The sequence below is a fragment of the Aquamicrobium terrae genome (assembly GCF_040545735.1).
In the GTDB taxonomy this organism is placed as follows: Bacteria; Pseudomonadota; Alphaproteobacteria; order Rhizobiales; family Rhizobiaceae; genus Mesorhizobium; species Mesorhizobium terrae_A.
Genome location: NZ_JBEPML010000024.1, coordinates 61,582 through 77,546, shown reverse-complemented (window position 1 = coordinate 77,546; position 15,965 = coordinate 61,582). Strand labels below are relative to the sequence as shown.

Annotated in this window: 14 protein-coding genes; 4 read left to right on the top strand and 10 right to left on the bottom strand. The window is 66.0% G+C overall.

The window, feature by feature from the left end:
• Nucleotides 1-406 precede the first annotated feature (406 nt).
• Both rnhB and ABID37_RS23440 read right to left on the bottom strand, forming a co-directional pair.
• Nucleotides 407-1,072 carry a ribonuclease HII gene (gene rnhB, locus ABID37_RS23445; protein WP_354199253.1) on the bottom strand — a complete coding sequence of 222 codons (666 nt, stop codon included), beginning with the start codon at nucleotides 1,070-1,072 and terminating at the stop codon, nucleotides 407-409.
• Between the two features lie 383 nt (nucleotides 1,073-1,455).
• Nucleotides 1,456-2,607 (bottom strand): PA0069 family radical SAM protein, encoded by a 1,152-nt coding sequence (locus ABID37_RS23440; protein WP_354199251.1) that lies wholly within the window; start codon nucleotides 2,605-2,607, stop codon nucleotides 1,456-1,458.
• 151 nt (nucleotides 2,608-2,758) lie between these two features.
• Here ABID37_RS23440 and ABID37_RS23435 point away from each other — a divergent pair, with 151 nt between their 5' ends.
• Entirely contained in the window at nucleotides 2,759-3,289 is a 531-nt protein-coding gene (locus ABID37_RS23435) for a glycosyltransferase (protein ID WP_354199271.1), read from the top strand.
• Between the two features lie 58 nt (nucleotides 3,290-3,347).
• Nucleotides 3,348-4,826 carry an aldehyde dehydrogenase family protein gene (locus tag ABID37_RS23430; RefSeq protein WP_435521629.1) on the top strand — a complete coding sequence of 493 codons (1,479 nt, stop codon included), beginning with the start codon at nucleotides 3,348-3,350 and terminating at the stop codon, nucleotides 4,824-4,826.
• 279 nt (nucleotides 4,827-5,105) lie between these two features.
• Here ABID37_RS23430 and ABID37_RS23425 read toward each other — a convergent pair whose 3' ends face one another.
• Nucleotides 5,106-5,348: a DUF1127 domain-containing protein gene (locus ABID37_RS23425; protein WP_354199247.1), complete on the bottom strand. Its 243-nt coding sequence runs from the start codon at nucleotides 5,346-5,348 to the stop codon at nucleotides 5,106-5,108.
• 103 nt (nucleotides 5,349-5,451) lie between these two features.
• On the opposite strand from ABID37_RS23425, the gene ABID37_RS23420 reads away from it, so the two are divergent.
• On the top strand, nucleotides 5,452-6,153 hold the full coding sequence (locus ABID37_RS23420; protein WP_354199269.1) for an ArsR/SmtB family transcription factor: 702 nt from the start codon (nucleotides 5,452-5,454) through the stop codon (nucleotides 6,151-6,153).
• 14 nt (nucleotides 6,154-6,167) lie between these two features.
• On the opposite strand, the gene ABID37_RS23415 is transcribed toward ABID37_RS23420, so the two are convergent.
• From ABID37_RS23415 to aztA, 7 genes are all read right to left on the bottom strand, one after another.
• On the bottom strand, nucleotides 6,168-7,331 hold the full coding sequence (locus ABID37_RS23415) for a diphosphate--fructose-6-phosphate 1-phosphotransferase (RefSeq protein ID WP_354199245.1): 1,164 nt from the start codon (nucleotides 7,329-7,331) through the stop codon (nucleotides 6,168-6,170).
• Nucleotides 7,332-7,417: 86 nt separating this feature from the next.
• On the bottom strand, nucleotides 7,418-8,092 hold the full coding sequence (locus ABID37_RS23410; protein ID WP_354199267.1) for a L,D-transpeptidase: 675 nt from the start codon (nucleotides 8,090-8,092) through the stop codon (nucleotides 7,418-7,420).
• A gap of 232 nt (nucleotides 8,093-8,324) precedes the next feature.
• On the bottom strand, nucleotides 8,325-9,548 hold the full coding sequence (zigA, locus tag ABID37_RS23405; protein ID WP_354199243.1) for a zinc metallochaperone GTPase ZigA: 1,224 nt from the start codon (nucleotides 9,546-9,548) through the stop codon (nucleotides 8,325-8,327).
• Between the two features lie 82 nt (nucleotides 9,549-9,630).
• Entirely contained in the window at nucleotides 9,631-11,412 is a 1,782-nt protein-coding gene (gene aztD, locus ABID37_RS23395) for a zinc metallochaperone AztD (RefSeq protein WP_435521628.1), read from the bottom strand.
• Between the two features lie 147 nt (nucleotides 11,413-11,559).
• Entirely contained in the window at nucleotides 11,560-12,483 is a 924-nt protein-coding gene (gene aztC / locus ABID37_RS23390) for a zinc ABC transporter substrate-binding protein AztC (RefSeq protein ID WP_354199241.1), read from the bottom strand.
• A gap of 18 nt (nucleotides 12,484-12,501) precedes the next feature.
• Nucleotides 12,502-13,377, bottom strand: coding sequence for a zinc ABC transporter permease AztB (gene aztB, locus ABID37_RS23385; RefSeq protein WP_354199239.1), 876 nt, complete (start codon nucleotides 13,375-13,377; stop codon nucleotides 12,502-12,504).
• Nucleotides 13,377-14,204, bottom strand: a complete 828-nt coding sequence (aztA, locus tag ABID37_RS23380; protein WP_354199237.1) for a zinc ABC transporter ATP-binding protein AztA — start codon at nucleotides 14,202-14,204, stop codon at nucleotides 13,377-13,379. The genes aztB and aztA overlap by 1 nt, the downstream gene beginning before the upstream one ends.
• A gap of 250 nt (nucleotides 14,205-14,454) precedes the next feature.
• Here aztA and xylB point away from each other — a divergent pair, with 250 nt between their 5' ends.
• Complete coding sequence (gene xylB, locus ABID37_RS23375; RefSeq protein WP_354199235.1) at nucleotides 14,455-15,909, top strand: xylulokinase; 1,455 nt, start codon at nucleotides 14,455-14,457, stop codon at nucleotides 15,907-15,909.
• Nucleotides 15,910-15,965: the final 56 nt, after the last annotated feature.

Genomic DNA, 15,965 nt, shown 5'->3' with positions numbered 1-15,965 from the left:
GTCGGCCCGATCCCGGAACCGGTCGCCTGCCGCCGAGGCTGCGGGTTTGCAGGCCCGCAGCCTCGCTGCTCAACCTACCCGATATCGATCAAACATCCCGGAAGTCTGCCGCCGCGAAGCGAAGGCGGGCTCTCCGGGATCCACTCCGTGATCTAGCTTGCGCAGCGGCCAACCGTCACCCGACCGGCATGGATCCCGGCTGGCGGTCGCTGACGTTCCCTTGGCCGGGATGACGAGCGCTTCAAATCCACCAGTCAAATCTGAACATGGCTCCTTGTGGGGACAGGGGTGGGGTAATGCCGGAGGTCCCGTCAGGAAGATGATGGGCAGGCCGCCCCGACTGCTCGGAAGAAAGATAGATTTCGAACCGCCTTGCCGATCAGAAGCGTGCAGACCCGAATTGAGCCTACGCTTCGCTGTCCGCCGTGCGGAACGGCGCGAACGAGATGCGGTGCAGGCGCTTGACCGGTCCGTGGACGCCGATGGCCGTACGATGGCGGACGGTGGCATAGCCCATGTGGAGCTCGAAACCGTAGTGGGCATGGCGGCGGCCGCAGTCGGTCATCATGCGGTCGCGCATGACCTTGGCGACAATCGAGGCGGCGGCGATCGATTGCGAGCGCTGGTCGCCCTTGACCAGCGCCCGGCCGAGACAGGGCAGGCCGGGCGGAACGTCGCGGCCGTCGGCCAGCGCCAGCTTCGGCTGCACGGAAAGGCCGCAGGCGGCGCGGCGCATTGCCTCCAGGCTCGCCTTGCGGATGTCGCTTGCATCGATGCTCTCGGCGCAGACGGAGGCAACCGCCACCGCGCGTGCGGCCTTGAGCACGGTCTCGAACAGGGCCTCGCGTTGCGCGTGCGTCAGCCGCTTGGAATCGTCCAGCCCGTCGGGAATGTTGTCGGGATCGAGCACCACCGCCGCCGCGACCACCGGGCCGGCCAGCGGGCCGCGCCCGGCCTCGTCCATGCCGGCGACGGGCCACAGCCCGTCCGCCTTCGCCGCCGTTTCGAACGAGAAGTCGGGACGTTCGACGATTTCGAAGAGAAGTGGAGAATCGGGGCGCGCACGAACCATGATGCGGCGAAGTTCGCACCGGCCCCGATTCTCCGCAAGTCCCTTCCGGCCGGTGGGGAGCGGCGGGAGGGGAAAGCCGGTGGCGAGGGGAACGCCAGGCGGCCGGAGCATCGGACCGAAAGTGGATCGGTTTTCGGACTGTTCCGATGCTCAAGGTGTCGGAGCGCGTGCGCCGGGGAGGACGCACGGCTCCAATGACGAGCCGGGACGGCGGGCTCGTCGGGGACAGACGCAGGCTACGCATACGCATTTGCCGTTCTCCTGCATGGCGGGCAGGCGGCGGTACAAAACTTTCGAAGCCACACCGTGGCCGGGCTGCAAAACCGCAACCGATCCGCCGGAATCAGGCTTCCAGACCCCGAACTTCGGACCGGCTGCCCGTGTCACAGCAGCATCAACTGTTCACTGTGCTTCCCGGCCACGAAAAGATCGGTGCGCAAGGCCGTGCGCTGCAGGTTGAGACCGAGCCTTTTGGCCGTGATCTCGAAGCGCCGGCCGATCTGCCAGGCATAGGGGCCGGCGCCCTTCATGCGCTTGCCCCATTCGGAATCGTAGTCCTTGCCGTCGCGCATGGAACGGATCAGCGACATGACGTGCCGGTAGCGGTCGGGATAGTGGCGCAGCAGCCAGTCCTTGAAGATCGGCGCGACCTCCAGCGGCAGGCGCAGCACCACATAGCCGGCCTCGCGCGCGCCGGCGGCGCGGGCGGAATCGAGGATGCGTTCCAGTTCCTGGTCGGTGAGGCCGGGGACGATCGGCGCCACCATCACCGAAGTCGGGATGCCCGCTTCCGAAAGCTGCTTTATCGTCTCCAGCCGCTTCGTCGGCGTGGCGGCGCGAGGCTCCATGGTGCGGGCAAGCTTGCGGTCCAGTGTGGTGACCGACAGTGCCACCTTGGCCAGGCCACGCTCGGCCATGCGCGACAGGATGTCGATGTCGCGCGCCACCAGCGCCGACTTGGTGACGATGCCGACCGGGTGGCCGCGCGCCTCCAGAACCTCCAGTATCTCGCGCATGATGCGGTACTGCTTTTCGATCGGCTGGTAGGGGTCGGTGTTGGTGCCGATGGCGATGGTGCGGGGCGTGTAGCCCTCCTTGGAAAGCTCCTTGTCGAGCAGGCGCGCCGCATCCGGCTTGGCGAACAGCTTGGCTTCGAAGTCGAGACCCGGCGACAGGCCCATGAAGCCATGGGTCGGTCGGGCGAAGCAATAGACGCAGCCATGCTCGCAGCCCCTGTAGGGGTTGATGGAGCGGTCGAAGGAAATGTCGGGCGAGGTGTTGCGGGTGATGATGGTGCGCGGCCGCTCCACCTGCACCTCCGTCTTGAACGGCGGCAGCTCCTCCAGGCTCTCCCAGCCGTCATCGAAGACATGCCGGCTGACGGGCTCGTAACGCCCGGAGGGATTGATGCCGGAGGCGCGCCCGCGAATCCAGTCGGGTCGTGCGCGCAGCCCGCTCTGCTCGATCATCGCATTGGCCATTTCGGCGCGTCCTGTTCCGAAGGCCGCAACGTCCGCCTGTACGATCTGTTCCATCCTGGCCTTCTCCCACGGTGTGGGTTGAGACTGTCGAATCGCTGTTCCCATGAAATTATTCCTATCCCGAAATGAGAACAAATCAAGAACTTTGTTTGAGAACGGAACGCGGCAACTGGCGCCGGAAGCGTGTCTGGGCTATCAGCCGGACATGCTCAGCGTCATCATCGAAACCCATAACGACGAGGAAGGCCTGGCGCGTACGCTGGCCTCGCTGGTGTCGGGCGCCGTCGAGGGCATGGTGCGCGATGTCGTCGTCTGCGACCGGGGCTCGACCGACGGGACGAGGACGGTGGCGGAGCATGCCGGCTGCGCATGGGTCGAGGGCGGCATCGCCGCGGCCATTGCCGCCGCCAAGGGCGACTGGCTGCTGCTGCTGGAGCCCGGCGCGCGCCCGGCCGAAGGCTGGACGGAAGCCGTGGCGACCCATGCCGCCGGTTCCGGCATGGCGGCCCGGTTCTCGCGCGACCGCGCGGACCGGACCCCGTTCCTGTCGCGCATTCTTTCGCGGCCCGGCCCTCTGGCGCAAGGCCTGCTTCTGCCGCGCCGACAGGCGCTTGCGCTGGTCCGCAATGCGGATAGCGCCGAAGCGCTCGGGCGCGGCCTGGCGGTGAAGACGCTGAAAACTGCCATCCAGCCCGCGCGCCGCGTCGGCCGGGAAACCGGGCTGGCCTCACCATAAGACGCCGTGGCGGCTTGAGCACGATGCCCGTCCCCGACTAGAACAGACCGAAACAGGGATGCCGCGCCGGCGGCGAGAGGAGAACGAGATGCTGCGCAAGACGGATTTCTTCATCGACGGCAAATGGGTCGCGCCGGTCGAGCCGAAGGAACTTGAAGTCATCAATCCGGCCGACGAACAGCCTTTTGCGGTCATTTCGCTGGGCTCGGCCGCCGATGTCGACAAGGCCGTGGCGGCGGCGCGGCGGGCCTTCGAAAGCTGGAGCGTGACCAGCCGCGAACAGCGCCTTGCCGCGCTGGAACGCCTTCTGGCCGTCTACACGGCGCGCATGCAGGACATGGCCAAGGCCATTTCCGATGAGATGGGAGCGCCGATCAGCCTGGCACTGGAGGCGCAGGCGGCCAGCGGCGCCGGCCATATCAAGGCCTTCATCCGCACCCTGCGTGACTATGCCTTCGAGGCGCCGCTCGACGAGCGCAACCCGCAGGAGCGCATCGTGCATGAGCCGATCGGCGTGTGCGGCCTGATCACGCCGTGGAACTGGCCGATGAACCAGGTGACGCTGAAGGTCGTGCCGGCTATCGCCGCCGGCTGCACGGTGGTGCTGAAGCCTTCGGAAATCGCGCCGGTCTCGTCCATCGTCTTTGCCGAGATGATGGAGGAAGCGGGCTTCCCGGCCGGCGTGTTCAACATGGTCAATGGCGACGGGCCGACCGTGGGCGAGGCCATGTCGCGCCATCCCGGCATCGACATGATGTCGTTCACCGGCTCGACGCGGGCGGGTATCGCGGTCGCCAAGGCATCGGCCGAGACCATCAAGCGCGTGGCGCTGGAGCTGGGCGGCAAGTCGCCCAACATCGTCTTTGCCGACAGCGATCTGGAGGCGGCGGTGGCGCGTGGGGTCAGGCACTGCTTCAACAACACCGGCCAGTCCTGCAATGCGCCGACGCGCATGCTGGTCGAACGCCCGGTCTATGACCGTGCGGTGGGCATCGCGGCGGATGTGGCCGCCACCGTGAAGGTCGGCAACCCGGCCGAGGCGGGCGACCATATCGGGCCGCTGTCGTCGGAAATGCAGTTTACCAAGGTGCAGGCGATGATCGAGAAGGGCATCAAGGAAGGCGCCCGTCTTGTCGCCGGCGGCCTCGGCCGGCCGGAAGGCTTCAATCGCGGCTATTTCGTGCGCCCGACCATCTTCGCCGATGTCGACAATGACATGGCGATCGCCCGCGAGGAGATCTTCGGGCCGGTTCTGGCTATGATTCCCTTCGACACCGAGGACGACGCCGTCGCCATCGCCAACGACACGCCCTACGGGCTCTCGGCCTATGTGCAGTCCGGCGATCAGGCCAAGGCGCAGCGGGTGGCGCGCCGGCTGCGGGCCGGCATGGTGCAGCTCAACGGCACCGGCCGTCCCGCCGGCAGCCCGTTCGGCGGCTACAAGCAGTCCGGCCTCGGCCGCGAGGGCGGCAAGTGGGGCCTGGAGGATTTCCTCGAGGTGAAGGCGGTCAGCGGCTGGGACGAAGCGGCCGGCTGAGAGGGCATCCGGGCCTCGTCCCGCTTTTCAGGGGCGATTCCATCTGAGCCGGAATTGCCTGAAGACTAACCCCCACCCCTTACCCCTCCCCACAAGGGGGAGGGGAAGCCCGGCGTTGGTATCCGTCCTCAAAACGTCGATGCGACAAGCGGCTGCGGCGCAGATTCCCTCTCTCCCTTGTGGGGAGGGGTAAGGGGTGGGGATATGACGCCGCAACATCGATATGCGGCTATCGCAGTCTGCGGGATGAGGGACGGCCTCCAAAAAGCCTGAATAACCCTAACGCCAGCAAGGCTTGCGGCCTTCATGCCCGGCTTCGACACGGCTGACGCCGATGTCGTCCAGCCGGTGCGGCTCCATTTCACGCAGGCAGATGCGCTGGCGGTGCCGGTCCGGCCAGATGTGCCAGATCAGCCGTGCGAATCGGCAAATGGCCGGACCTTGCGCAACATCGGGCCGCTCATGCGGGTGGCGCGCGGCGCGAGCGGAATGGTCGTTGAAGGGATCGGGCGTGAAGGACATGGCCCATCCTATCCCGCGCCGTTCGCGCCATGTTTCGGCCGTGGCCGAAATGTCTGCGGCTGACTGTGGGGCCGAAGAACGCTACTCTTGACCTATGTCGAACATGGCTTCCGGCAACACCATCGCGGCTGTGGCTGCGCTCATCGGCGACCCGGCCCGCGCCAACATGCTTTCGGCGCTGATGGGCGGGCAGGCCCTGACCGCCGGCGAACTGGCGCACCATGCGGGCGTGACGGCGCAGACCACCAGCGGCCATCTTGCCCGGCTGGCCGATGCCGAGCTGGTGGTTCTGGAGAAGCAGGGCCGGCACCGTTACTATCGGCTGGCGTCGCCTGAGGTCGCGCGCGTGATCGAGGCTTTGTCGGTGGTCGCCAGCGAGGGGCCGAAACGGCATCATCCGGTCGGGCCTCGGGACGAGGCGCTACGCCGGGCGCGCACCTGCTACGATCATATCGCCGGAAGGCTCGGCCTCGCCCTGGTCGATTCCCTGCAGGAATCCGGTCATGTCGTGCTGGCTGACGGCGCGGGCATTCTCACACCGGCGGGAACGCGTTTCCTTGCGGATTTCGGCATAGATCTCGGCAGTTCGCCGTCGAAGCGGCCGCTGTGCCGCACCTGCCTCGACTGGAGCGAGCGCCGCCCGCATCTGGCCGGCCGGCTGGGCGCGGCGCTGCTGACGCGGCTGCTCGACCTCAAATGGGTTGCGCGCACGCCGGACAGCCGTGCGCTCAGGATCACGAAAGCCGGCGAAAGCGGGCTGGCGCGCACCTTCGGGCTTTCGCAGGATTGGCACAGCCGCTCCTGACCGGCCGGGCTGCGTCAGACGAACGGCCGGCCGACCTTGAATTTCGGCGGCACCAGCCGCTTCAGATAGGCGTAGCCCGCTTCGGCAAGGCGGTTTTCCTGTGGGTGCAGGAAATCGTCCGGCATGTGCCTTGTCTTGCCGGCTACGGCGGTGAGCGGCACGTTCTTCAGCACCGTGCTGCCGTCGTGCTGCAACGCGACCGAGCCGCCGCCTTCGGTTGCGGCCTGTACGGCAAAGACGCCGGCCTCGAAGGCCTCGCGCGCATCGGTCTGGTTGATCGCCCCGACATAGCCGCGCGGCAGATAACCGAAGGCATCGACGCGCGCCCGCTTGCCCGGCAGATGCTCGGCCAAGGCCCGCTCCAGAGCGGCGGTCAGGTCACTGCCCGAGAGCTTGACGTTGCCGTGCTGGTCGCGCTCCAGCCGTTCCGGCGGCACCAGGCTTTCCACCAGCGCCTTGCCGTCGGCGGTGGACACACCTTCGGATACGGCCACCACGCAGCGGCCGTGGCGGTCGTAGGTCGCACGGATGTCGTCGATGAAGCGCGAAATCTCGAAGGCGCGTTCCGGCACGTAGATGAGATGCGGCCCGCTCGCCTCGTCCTGCTGCCATGCGGCGGATGCGGCGGTGAGGAAGCCGGCATGGCGGCCCATGACGATGCCGACATAGATGCCTGGCAGCGCGCGGAAATCGAGATCGATCGACAGGAAGGCTCCGGCCACGAACTCCGCCGCCGAGATGAAGCCCGGCGTGTGGTCGCTTTCCTCGAGGTCGTTGTCGATGGTCTTGGGCGCATGCACCATGGCGATGGAGCCGCCGGCGGCGTCGCTCAGGATCTGCTGGGTGCCGGCGGTGTCGTTGCCGCCGATATAGATGAAGGCGTCGGCGCCGGCCTTCTTCAGGCCCTTCAGAATCAGGTCGCAATAGGCGGCGTCCGGCTTGTCGCGGGTAGAGCCCAGCGCCGCGCTCGGCGTGTCGCCGATCAGCCGCAATTGCTGTTCGGACAGGTCGGTGAGGTCGGCATAGTTGCCGTCGCGAATGCCGCGCACACCATGCAGCGATCCCAGAACGCGCGCGCCGGGATGCCGTTTGCGGATTTCCAGCGCCGCGCCCACCAGCGTCTGATTGATGACCGCCGTCGGCCCGCCGCCTTGCGCGATGACGAAAGTTCCGGCCATTTCGACCTCCCTGGATGCTCGAAGAATCCACGATTGCGCGTCTTGTATCGGCGCGCAACCGTATATTCAATCGATCGCCCTGGGGGTCAGATGACGACGATGGGATTGCGCTTGGAGACGCGGTTGTAGAGGTCGATGATGTCCTGGTTGATGAGGCGCACGCAGCCCGAGGACACGGACTGGCCGATGCTCCACCATTCGGGAGAGCCGTGGATGCGGTAGAGCGTGTCCTGCCCGTTCTGGAAGATGTAGAGGGCGCGCGCGCCGAGCGGATTGTCGAGGCCGCCGGGCTGGCCGTTCTGCCATTTCACCAGTTCGGGCTTGCGCTGGATCATTTCGCGCGGCGGCGTCCAGGTCGGCCACTCACGGCCATACTGGATGTTGGCGCGGCCGGACCAGGAAAACCCCGCCTTGCCGACGCCGACGCCGTAGCGGATAGCCTCGCCGCCGGGCTGCACGAGATAGAGCAGGCAGTCCTTGGTGTGGACGACGATGGTGCCGGGCGCCTCGCCGGTCGGGTCGACCACGATCTGGCGGCGGAACTGCGGCTTGATCTTCTGGTAGGGCACTTCCGGCACGGAAAAGCCGCCATCGGTCAGGCCCGCATACATCACGTCCGGGCTGGTGATCTGCCGGTCGACGCTGATCGAGGGGCGCATGGGGCGGACCGAGCCGGTCGAGGTGTAGTCGAGATTGAGCGCATCGAAGCCGGAGGTTGCGGTGGAGCAGCCGCTTGCCGCCATCAGCGCGGTCGCGCCCATGCCTTGCAGCAGCAGGCGGCGGGGAAGGGGGGGCGTCGGACCGGCTTCGCCTGTAACTGGCCCGGCGACTGGCCCGGCGACTGGCGACGACGGGTCGCGTGGCAGCTTTGACATGCACTCGTTCCTGCGATACCGGCCGGGCCCCCGCGGTCCGGCATTCGCAGGTATTTTCGGTATTCATGGTTTACAAACCGTGAAGCATCTCGCGGAACGGTTGCAATTGTGTGCCGCCTCAGGCCGCCTGCGGTTCCCAGCTTGGGAACGGATCAGGCAGGCTGTGCCAGCGCCCGGGCATGAAATCCCGCTCCGGGACGAGGCAGGCGTCGAGCTCCGCGCGAATCTGCGCCTCGTTCATGGGATCGCAGCCGATGAAGACGATCTCCTGCCGCCGGTCTCCCCAGACATCGTCGAGATAGGGCCGCATGGCCGCATGCCATTCCGGATGGTCGGGCCAGCGCTGTTTCGGCACCGAAGCCCACCACAGGCCGCGCTTTCCGGTGCGCACCAGCGCGCCGGCCTGGCTGAGTTCGCCCACGTAATGCGGGCGCGTGGCCAGCCAGAAGAAGCCCTTGGCGCGCACCACGCCCGGCCATGAGCGGCCGATGAAAGCCTTGAGCTTCACCGGATCGAAAGGCCTGCGCTCCCGGTAGACGAAGGAGCGGATGCCGTATTCCTCGGTTTCCGGCACATGGTCGGCGAAGCCGTTGAGCTCCTTGAACCAGAGCGGATGGGTCTCTGCCCTTTCGAAGTCGAAGCGGCCCGTGTCGAGCACCTTGTCGAGCTGCACCTTGGCGAAATCCGTTTCGAGCAGTTCGGCGTCGGAGTTCAGCGACCGCACGATCCTGCGCGCCATGTCGAGATTGTGGGCCGAGGTGTCGGACACCTTGTTGAGCACGACGACATCGGCGAACTCGATCTGCTCGACCAGAAGATCGACGATGGCGCGATCGTCCGCGTCGCTGGCGATCTCGCCGCGATCGCGCAGGAAATCCTGCGAGCCGTAGTCGTTGAGCAGGTTGGCGGCATCCACCACGGTGACCATGGTGTCGAGGCGGGCGACGTCGGAAAGACTGTCGCCGTTCTCGTCGCGGAAATCGAAGGTCGCCGCGACGGGCAGCGGCTCGGCGATGCCGGTGCCCTCGATCAGCAGATAGTCGAAACGGCCTTCCTGCGAGAGACGGCGCACTTCCTTGAGAAGGTCGTCGCGCAGCGTGCAGCAGATGCAGCCATTGGTCATCTCCACGAGTTGCTCCTCGGTGCGTGACAGGTTCGCGCCGCCGTCGCGCACCAGCGAGGCGTCGATATTGACCTCGCTCATGTCGTTGACGATGACCGCCACGCGGCGGCCCTCGCGATTGTTCAATATGTGGTTGAGAAGCGTGGTCTTGCCGGCGCCGAGGAAGCCGGAGAGCACGGTCACGGGAAGCCGGGTTGGAGTTTTGGCTTTGTCGGGCATGGCGCGCCTCTTGGTCTTGCGAGTGCGGATGGAGCGCCCGGCCTGCGTGGCCGGACGCACAATGCGAGGTTTCCCGCAGCAATCAGTGCGCGATCATCTCGCTCGCGATCTTCTTGGCATCCAGAGAGGACGGATAGTAGGTTGGCCAGTTCGTCACTTCCTCCAGCAGGGCGGCGCGATCGTCGCCCCAGTAGAGGTGATAGTGATCGGCTGCCTCCGGCGCGATCTTATGGTCGCTGAACTGGATGTATTGCGGGGCTGCATCGTCACCTTCCGTCTTCTTGAAGATGAAACGCACTCCGCGATTGCCTGCCTCGTATTTCAGGATCTCGTAGCCGTCGCCCGCATAGCGTGCCTCAATCGCCTTGCCGTTCTTGAAGAACGTCACGGCGTCGCCGTCGATCTTGATGCGCTCGACATCGGTGCGATAACCGGTTTCGTAATAGGCCTTGTATTCATCGGCACTCTTGTCGCCATGCTCTGCCTTGTGAGCCATGACCGGATCGAGCGTTCCATCCTGCAGATAGGGATAGACCGACTGCCAATCCCCGGCCCAGTCCGTCAGGGCGCGCTCCTTGACCTGATCGTCCTCAAAGAAGCCTTTGTAGATCTGATTATCTCCGTGATCATGTTCATGGCTGTGTTCGTGGCCTTCGTCCTCATGCGCCTTGCCCGTGCCGCCCACGGCCACGATGTTGAAGGGCTTGCCTTCCACGGTGATCGTGCCGGCCTTCTCGAAGGTGTTCGCGTCCACGATGTGGATCTTGCCGTTCAGCGGGTCGGTGACGAACACCTTGTCGGCGGCGACGGTGACGCGCGGGCGCGGGTCGCTCCAGTGACCGTCCATGGAATAGGGCTGGGTCAGCTTGAGCGAGTGTGCGATCTCGCCCTTCAGCACGTCCACCTGATGAAGCTGTCCGTCCTCGGTGATGACATAGACGAATTTTGAACGGATCGGGTCGGCGGCGAAATGCACCCGGCGCGTGGGAAGCTGCACCAGGCGGAAGGCGTCCTGTTCCGAAGGATCGACCAGCACGATGCGGTCAGGCCCGTAGTTGCCGACGAAATATTGCAGGCCCTTGCCGCCGATCAGCGTCGAGGAGCTGCCTTTGGGCAGCTTGTCGGAATAGGGCAGGTGCCGGATTTCGGGCACGTCGCCATCCTGCGAGATCAAAAGCAGACCGGTGTCGCAGGCCAGCGCATAAAGGCTGCCCGATCCGGCCGAGCCGTGCAGGCCGGGGCAGGCGACATCCTCGCCGATCTGCTTGCCGTCGACATCGACGAGACGGGCGCCGATCGGGCGCTTCGAGGCATCCTCGGGGTTGGGGATGGTGACCACAGCATGCCTGTCGAAGGGCACCGCCACGCCGTGATGCGGAGCGACGACGCTGATCTCGCGCACCTCCGGCTTGCCCTCGAGGGCGGCCTTCTCGGTAAAGAAGCGGGCCTTGTCCTCGCCGTCGAACCATTGCGCGACATTGCCCTGCCGCTCGACGAAATGGGCCGGCTTGGAACCTTCCAGCGTGGCGTCGAGCAGCTCAGGCTCGTCCACGTCGATATCGCCATGATCGCCATGGTCGTGGAAGGCGATGCCGGTGGAGATCACCGAGACCGCGCCGGCCCCGCCCTGCACGGCAAACACGGTCTGGCCGCTGTCGGTGCGGTAGAGCGAAGCCGGGCCCTTGATCTGGAAGGTGTCGAGCTTGTCGCCGTCGAGCGCGTCGATGACATTGACGACCGGTTCCGCATGGTCGGAGACGAACAGCCGCCATGCGGTCACGTCGTCCTCGTCGGCCAGCACCGGGCCGGTCCACAGGCAGGCTCCCAGCGCCAGCGCCGAGGCTGCGTAGAAGAAGTTTCTCATACTGCTCTCCTTGATGTTATTACGTTACAAGCCGGTGCAAAAAGAACGCAATCCAGGTATCCTGCGTCCTTGCGGGTTGAGTGGACAGGGTCGGCCGTCTGCTCAGGCACGGCGCCGGCCGACCCTAAGGGCGCGGCGACTACGCGGTCAGGAGCCGGCCGCATCCCTGATGGTGGCAAGGTTGCTGCGCATCATATCGATATAGGTCGCGGCCTTTCCGTCTGGCTTCGAAAGCGCATCCGAATAGAGCGAGCCGCCGAGCTTCAGGCCGGCTTCCGAGGCGATCTGCTCCACCAGTCGCGAGTTCGAGATGTTTTCCGCGAACACGGCGGTGGCGCGCTGGCCGGCGATCTCGCGCACGACGCCGGCGACATCGGCCGCCGAGGCTTCCGAGTCCGTCGAAACCCCCTGCGGCGCGAGGAAGGTGACGCCATAGTCATGCTCGAAATAGCGAAAGGCATTGTGCGCGACCACGAAGACGCGGCGATCCTGCGGGATCGAGGCGACCGTTTCGCGGATTTCCTTGTCCAGCGCGTCGAGCTCGGCGTCGTAGGATTTGGCATTCGCCTGATAGGCCGGGCAGCCTTCGGCATCCGCCTTGCAGAAGGCTTCTTGTATGTTCTTCACATAGACCTTCGCATTGGCCACCGACTGCCAGGCATGCGGGTCGAGCGGGGCTTCATGGAACACCGCCTTGCCGCCATTGTAGTGATAGTGCCCGCCGGCCGGGTCGTTGAGGATTTCCGCGCCCTTGCTGACCTCGACCACCGCGGCCGAAGTGCCGCTGGCCTCGATCAGGCGCTGGAGAAAGCCCTCGAACAACAGCCCGTTCACCAGCACCACATCGGCCTTGGCCACCGCGATGGCATCGGCCGGCTTCGGCTCGTAGACATGGGCGTCGCTGTCCGGCCCGACGATGGTGCGCAGTTCGATGCGGTCGCCGCCGACCTTTTGCGCGAAGTCGCCGAGGATGGAGAAGCTGGCGATGACATTGAGCTTTTCCGCCGCCGAGGCAGGCAGCGTGAATGTTATAACAATCAAAGCCGAGGCGAGCTTTTTGAAGAGTGTCATTCGTGAGGTTTCCTGTTTTCAGGCGATTCGGTGGGCGTGGCGCGGCCGGCGGGTTGCCAGCACGCCCCGCGTGCCGAACAGCACCGACATGAAATAGAGAATGCCGGTGGAAAGGATGATGGCCGGGCCGGAAGGCAGCGCCGCGTGGTAGGACAAAAGCAGGCCGCTGATGGACGAGACGAGTCCGAAGGCGATGGCCAGAACGGCCATGGTCTCGACACGCTGCGTCCAGAAGCGGGCGGCGGCGGCCGGCAGCACCATCAGGCCGACCGAAAGCAGCGTTCCCAGCGCCTGGAAGCCGGCGACAAGGTTGAGCACGACCAGCCCGAGGAAGATGAAGTGCACCGGCGTGTCGAGCCGTGACACGGAACGCAGGAACAGCGGGTCGAGGCATTCCGCCACCAGCGCGCGCCAGAAGATGGCGAGCGCCGCGAGCGTGACGGCGGCCACGATGCCGATCAGCGTGAGCGCCGCATTGTTGAGCGCCAGTACGGTGCCGAACAGCACATGCATCAGGTCGACGCTGGAACCGCGCAGCGACACCATGGTGACGCCGAGCGCCAGCGAGATCAGGTAGAAGGCGGCCATGGAGGCATCCTCCTTCTGGACCGTGAGGCGCGAAACCGCACCGGCCCCGAGCGCCACGATGGCACCGGCCAGCAGCCCGCCGATGGTCATCGGCACGATCTGCAAGCCGTAGAGCAGGAAGCCGGCGGCCGCGCCCGGCAGGATGGCGTGGGCCATGGCATCGCCGGTCAGGCTCATGCGACGCAGCATCAGGAACACGCCGATCGGGCAGGCGCTGATCGACAAGAGAACCGCGCCCAGCAATCCGCGCTGCATGAAGGCGAATTCGGTGAACGGCGCGACGAGGAACTGGTGAAGCGCGTCCATCAGGCAACCTTCTCCCGCGCCGCGTGCCCGGCCTCATCATGGGCATGGTGGTGATGCCCATGTCCATCGTGCTCATGCGCGTGGTCGTGATCGCCATCCGCGGCGCACCATGGCGCGCTTTCGTCCCAGGCCTCGTGGAACTGGCGGGCGCGCAGCAGGTTCTCCGGCGCCAGCGTCGCCTTCGCTTCGCCCCATGCGACCGGGCTGCGGGCCAGAAGCAGGGCCTCGGGGAAATGGGTGCGCACGAGGTCGAGGTCGTGCACCACGACCATTACCGTGCGGTTCTCGCCGTGCCAGCGCTTGATCAGCGCGATCAGGTCGGTGACGGTGCGGGCATCGATGGCGTTGAACGGCTCGTCGAGCAGGATCAGTTCCGCATCCTGCACCAGCACCCGCGCGAACAAAGCGCGCTGGAGCTGGCCGCCGGAGAGCGTATCGATAGGCCGCTGTTCGAAGCCTTCCAGCCCCACCGCCATCAGGGCCTCCGATACGGCAGCGCGATCCTGCGCCGTGTGGCGGCCGAGCAGGCCGCGCTTCGGCCACAGGCCGAGCGAGACGAGATCCACCACCCGCGCGGGGAAGGTGCGGTCGAGTTCGGACTGCTGCGGCAGATAGGCGACGCGCGTGCCCGGCGTCACGGTGACCGAGCCCACCATCGGCTTCAGCATGCCGACCACGCCTTTCATCAGCGTGGATTTGCCGGAGCCGTTGGCGCCGACGACGGCAGTGAGCGAGCCCTTGCGCACGGTGCCGGACAGATGATGCACGGCCGGATGGCTGTTGTAGCCCAGCGTCAGGTCGCGGAATGTGATGCAGGCGTCGGCCATTTGGCGAATGCGGGTCCGTCGAGGGAACGATTGATGTGATGTTATTACATTGTGCTTCGTGACGGCAAGATGGCAAATCACCCGTGGAAGGGAAAAATGTGTTGGCGACCATCGCGGACTGTCGTCCGGGACACATTTGGCTGGCGAACCGTGAATTTTTACGATATTCGAAATAAATCGGAATGCCGAACGACAACGGTCGTTTTGCGTTTCCGGTTTTCCGCTATCGTCGCGGATCGGGAGGAAGTGCATGTATCTCGGGCTCGACCTCGGCACGTCCGGCGTCAAGGCGCTGCTGATCGATGGCGATCAGCGGCCGGTCGCCTCCGGTCATGGTGCGCTGGAGGTTTCGCGCCCGCATCCGGGCTGGTCGGAGCAGGATCCCGCCGATTGGCTGGAAGCCTGCGAGCGGGCCATCGGCGAGCTGAAAGCCTCGCACCCGAAGGAGTTGTCAGCCGTTCGCGGCATCGGCCTGTCCGGCCAGATGCATGGCGCGACGCTGCTCGATCGCGACGACCGGGTGTTGCGGCCCTGCATCCTGTGGAACGATGTGCGCAGCCACGCCGAAGCCGCCGCGCTCGATGCCGATCCGCGTTTTCGCCAGATCACCGGCAACATCGTCTTTCCCGGCTTCACCGCGCCCAAGCTTGTCTGGGTGAAGGCCAACGAGCCGGACATCTTTGCCCGCGTCGCGAAGGTGCTGCTGCCGAAGGACTATCTGCGTTTTTGGCTTTCGGGCGAGCACATGTCGGAAATGTCGGATTCGGCCGGCACCTCCTGGCTGGATGTCGGCCGGCGGCGCTGGTCGGGTGAACTGCTTGCCGCGACCGGATTGGACGAGAGCTTCATGCCTGCCCTTGTCGAGGGCACCCAGCCGGCCGGCGCGCTGCGCGCGGAACTGGCTTCGAAATGGGGCATGCAGGCGGGCATTCCGATTGCCGGCGGGGCAGGGGACAATGCGGCCTCGGCCTGCGGCATGGGCACGGTGGGCGAAGGCCATGCCTTCGTCTCGCTCGGCACCTCCGGCGTGCTGTTCGCCGCCAATGAAGCCTACCTGCCCAATCCGGCCAGCGCCGTGCATACTTTCTGCCACGCCCTGCCGCAGACCTGGCACCAGATGGGCGTCATCCTCTCGGCCACGGATTCACTGAACTGGCTGACGGGAATCACCGACCGCAAGGCGGGCGAACTTACCGCCGAGCTTGGCGATGATCTCAAGGCGCCATCGGGCCTGACTTTCCTGCCCTATCTGTCGGGTGAGCGCACACCTTACAATGATGCAACCATCCGGGGCGTCTTTGCCGGCCTCGCCCATGAGAGCGGTCGCGTGGCCCTGACGCAGGCGGTGCTGGAGGGCGTCGCCTTCGCCTTTCGCGACAGCCTCGAGGCGCTGGCCAGCGCCGGCACGCGGCTGGAACGGGTCACCGCCATCGGCGGCGGTTCGCGCTCGCCCTACTGGCTGAAGGCGATTGCCACCGCGCTCGGCATTCCGGTGGACGTGCCGGCCGACGGCGATTTCGGCGCGGCCTTCGGCGCAGCGCGCCTTGGCCTGATCGCGGCCACCGGGGCCGATCCGCGCGCCGTCTGTACCCCGCCTGCCACAAGCGCCACGGTCGAACCGGATGCCGCACTGGCCCCGGCCTATGCCGATGCGTACCGGCGCTACCGCGCCCTTTATCCGGCAGTGAAAAATGCGGGATTCTAGGCTTTATACCCCACCCCTAACCCCTCCCCACAAGGGGGAGGGAATCTTTTGCCTTC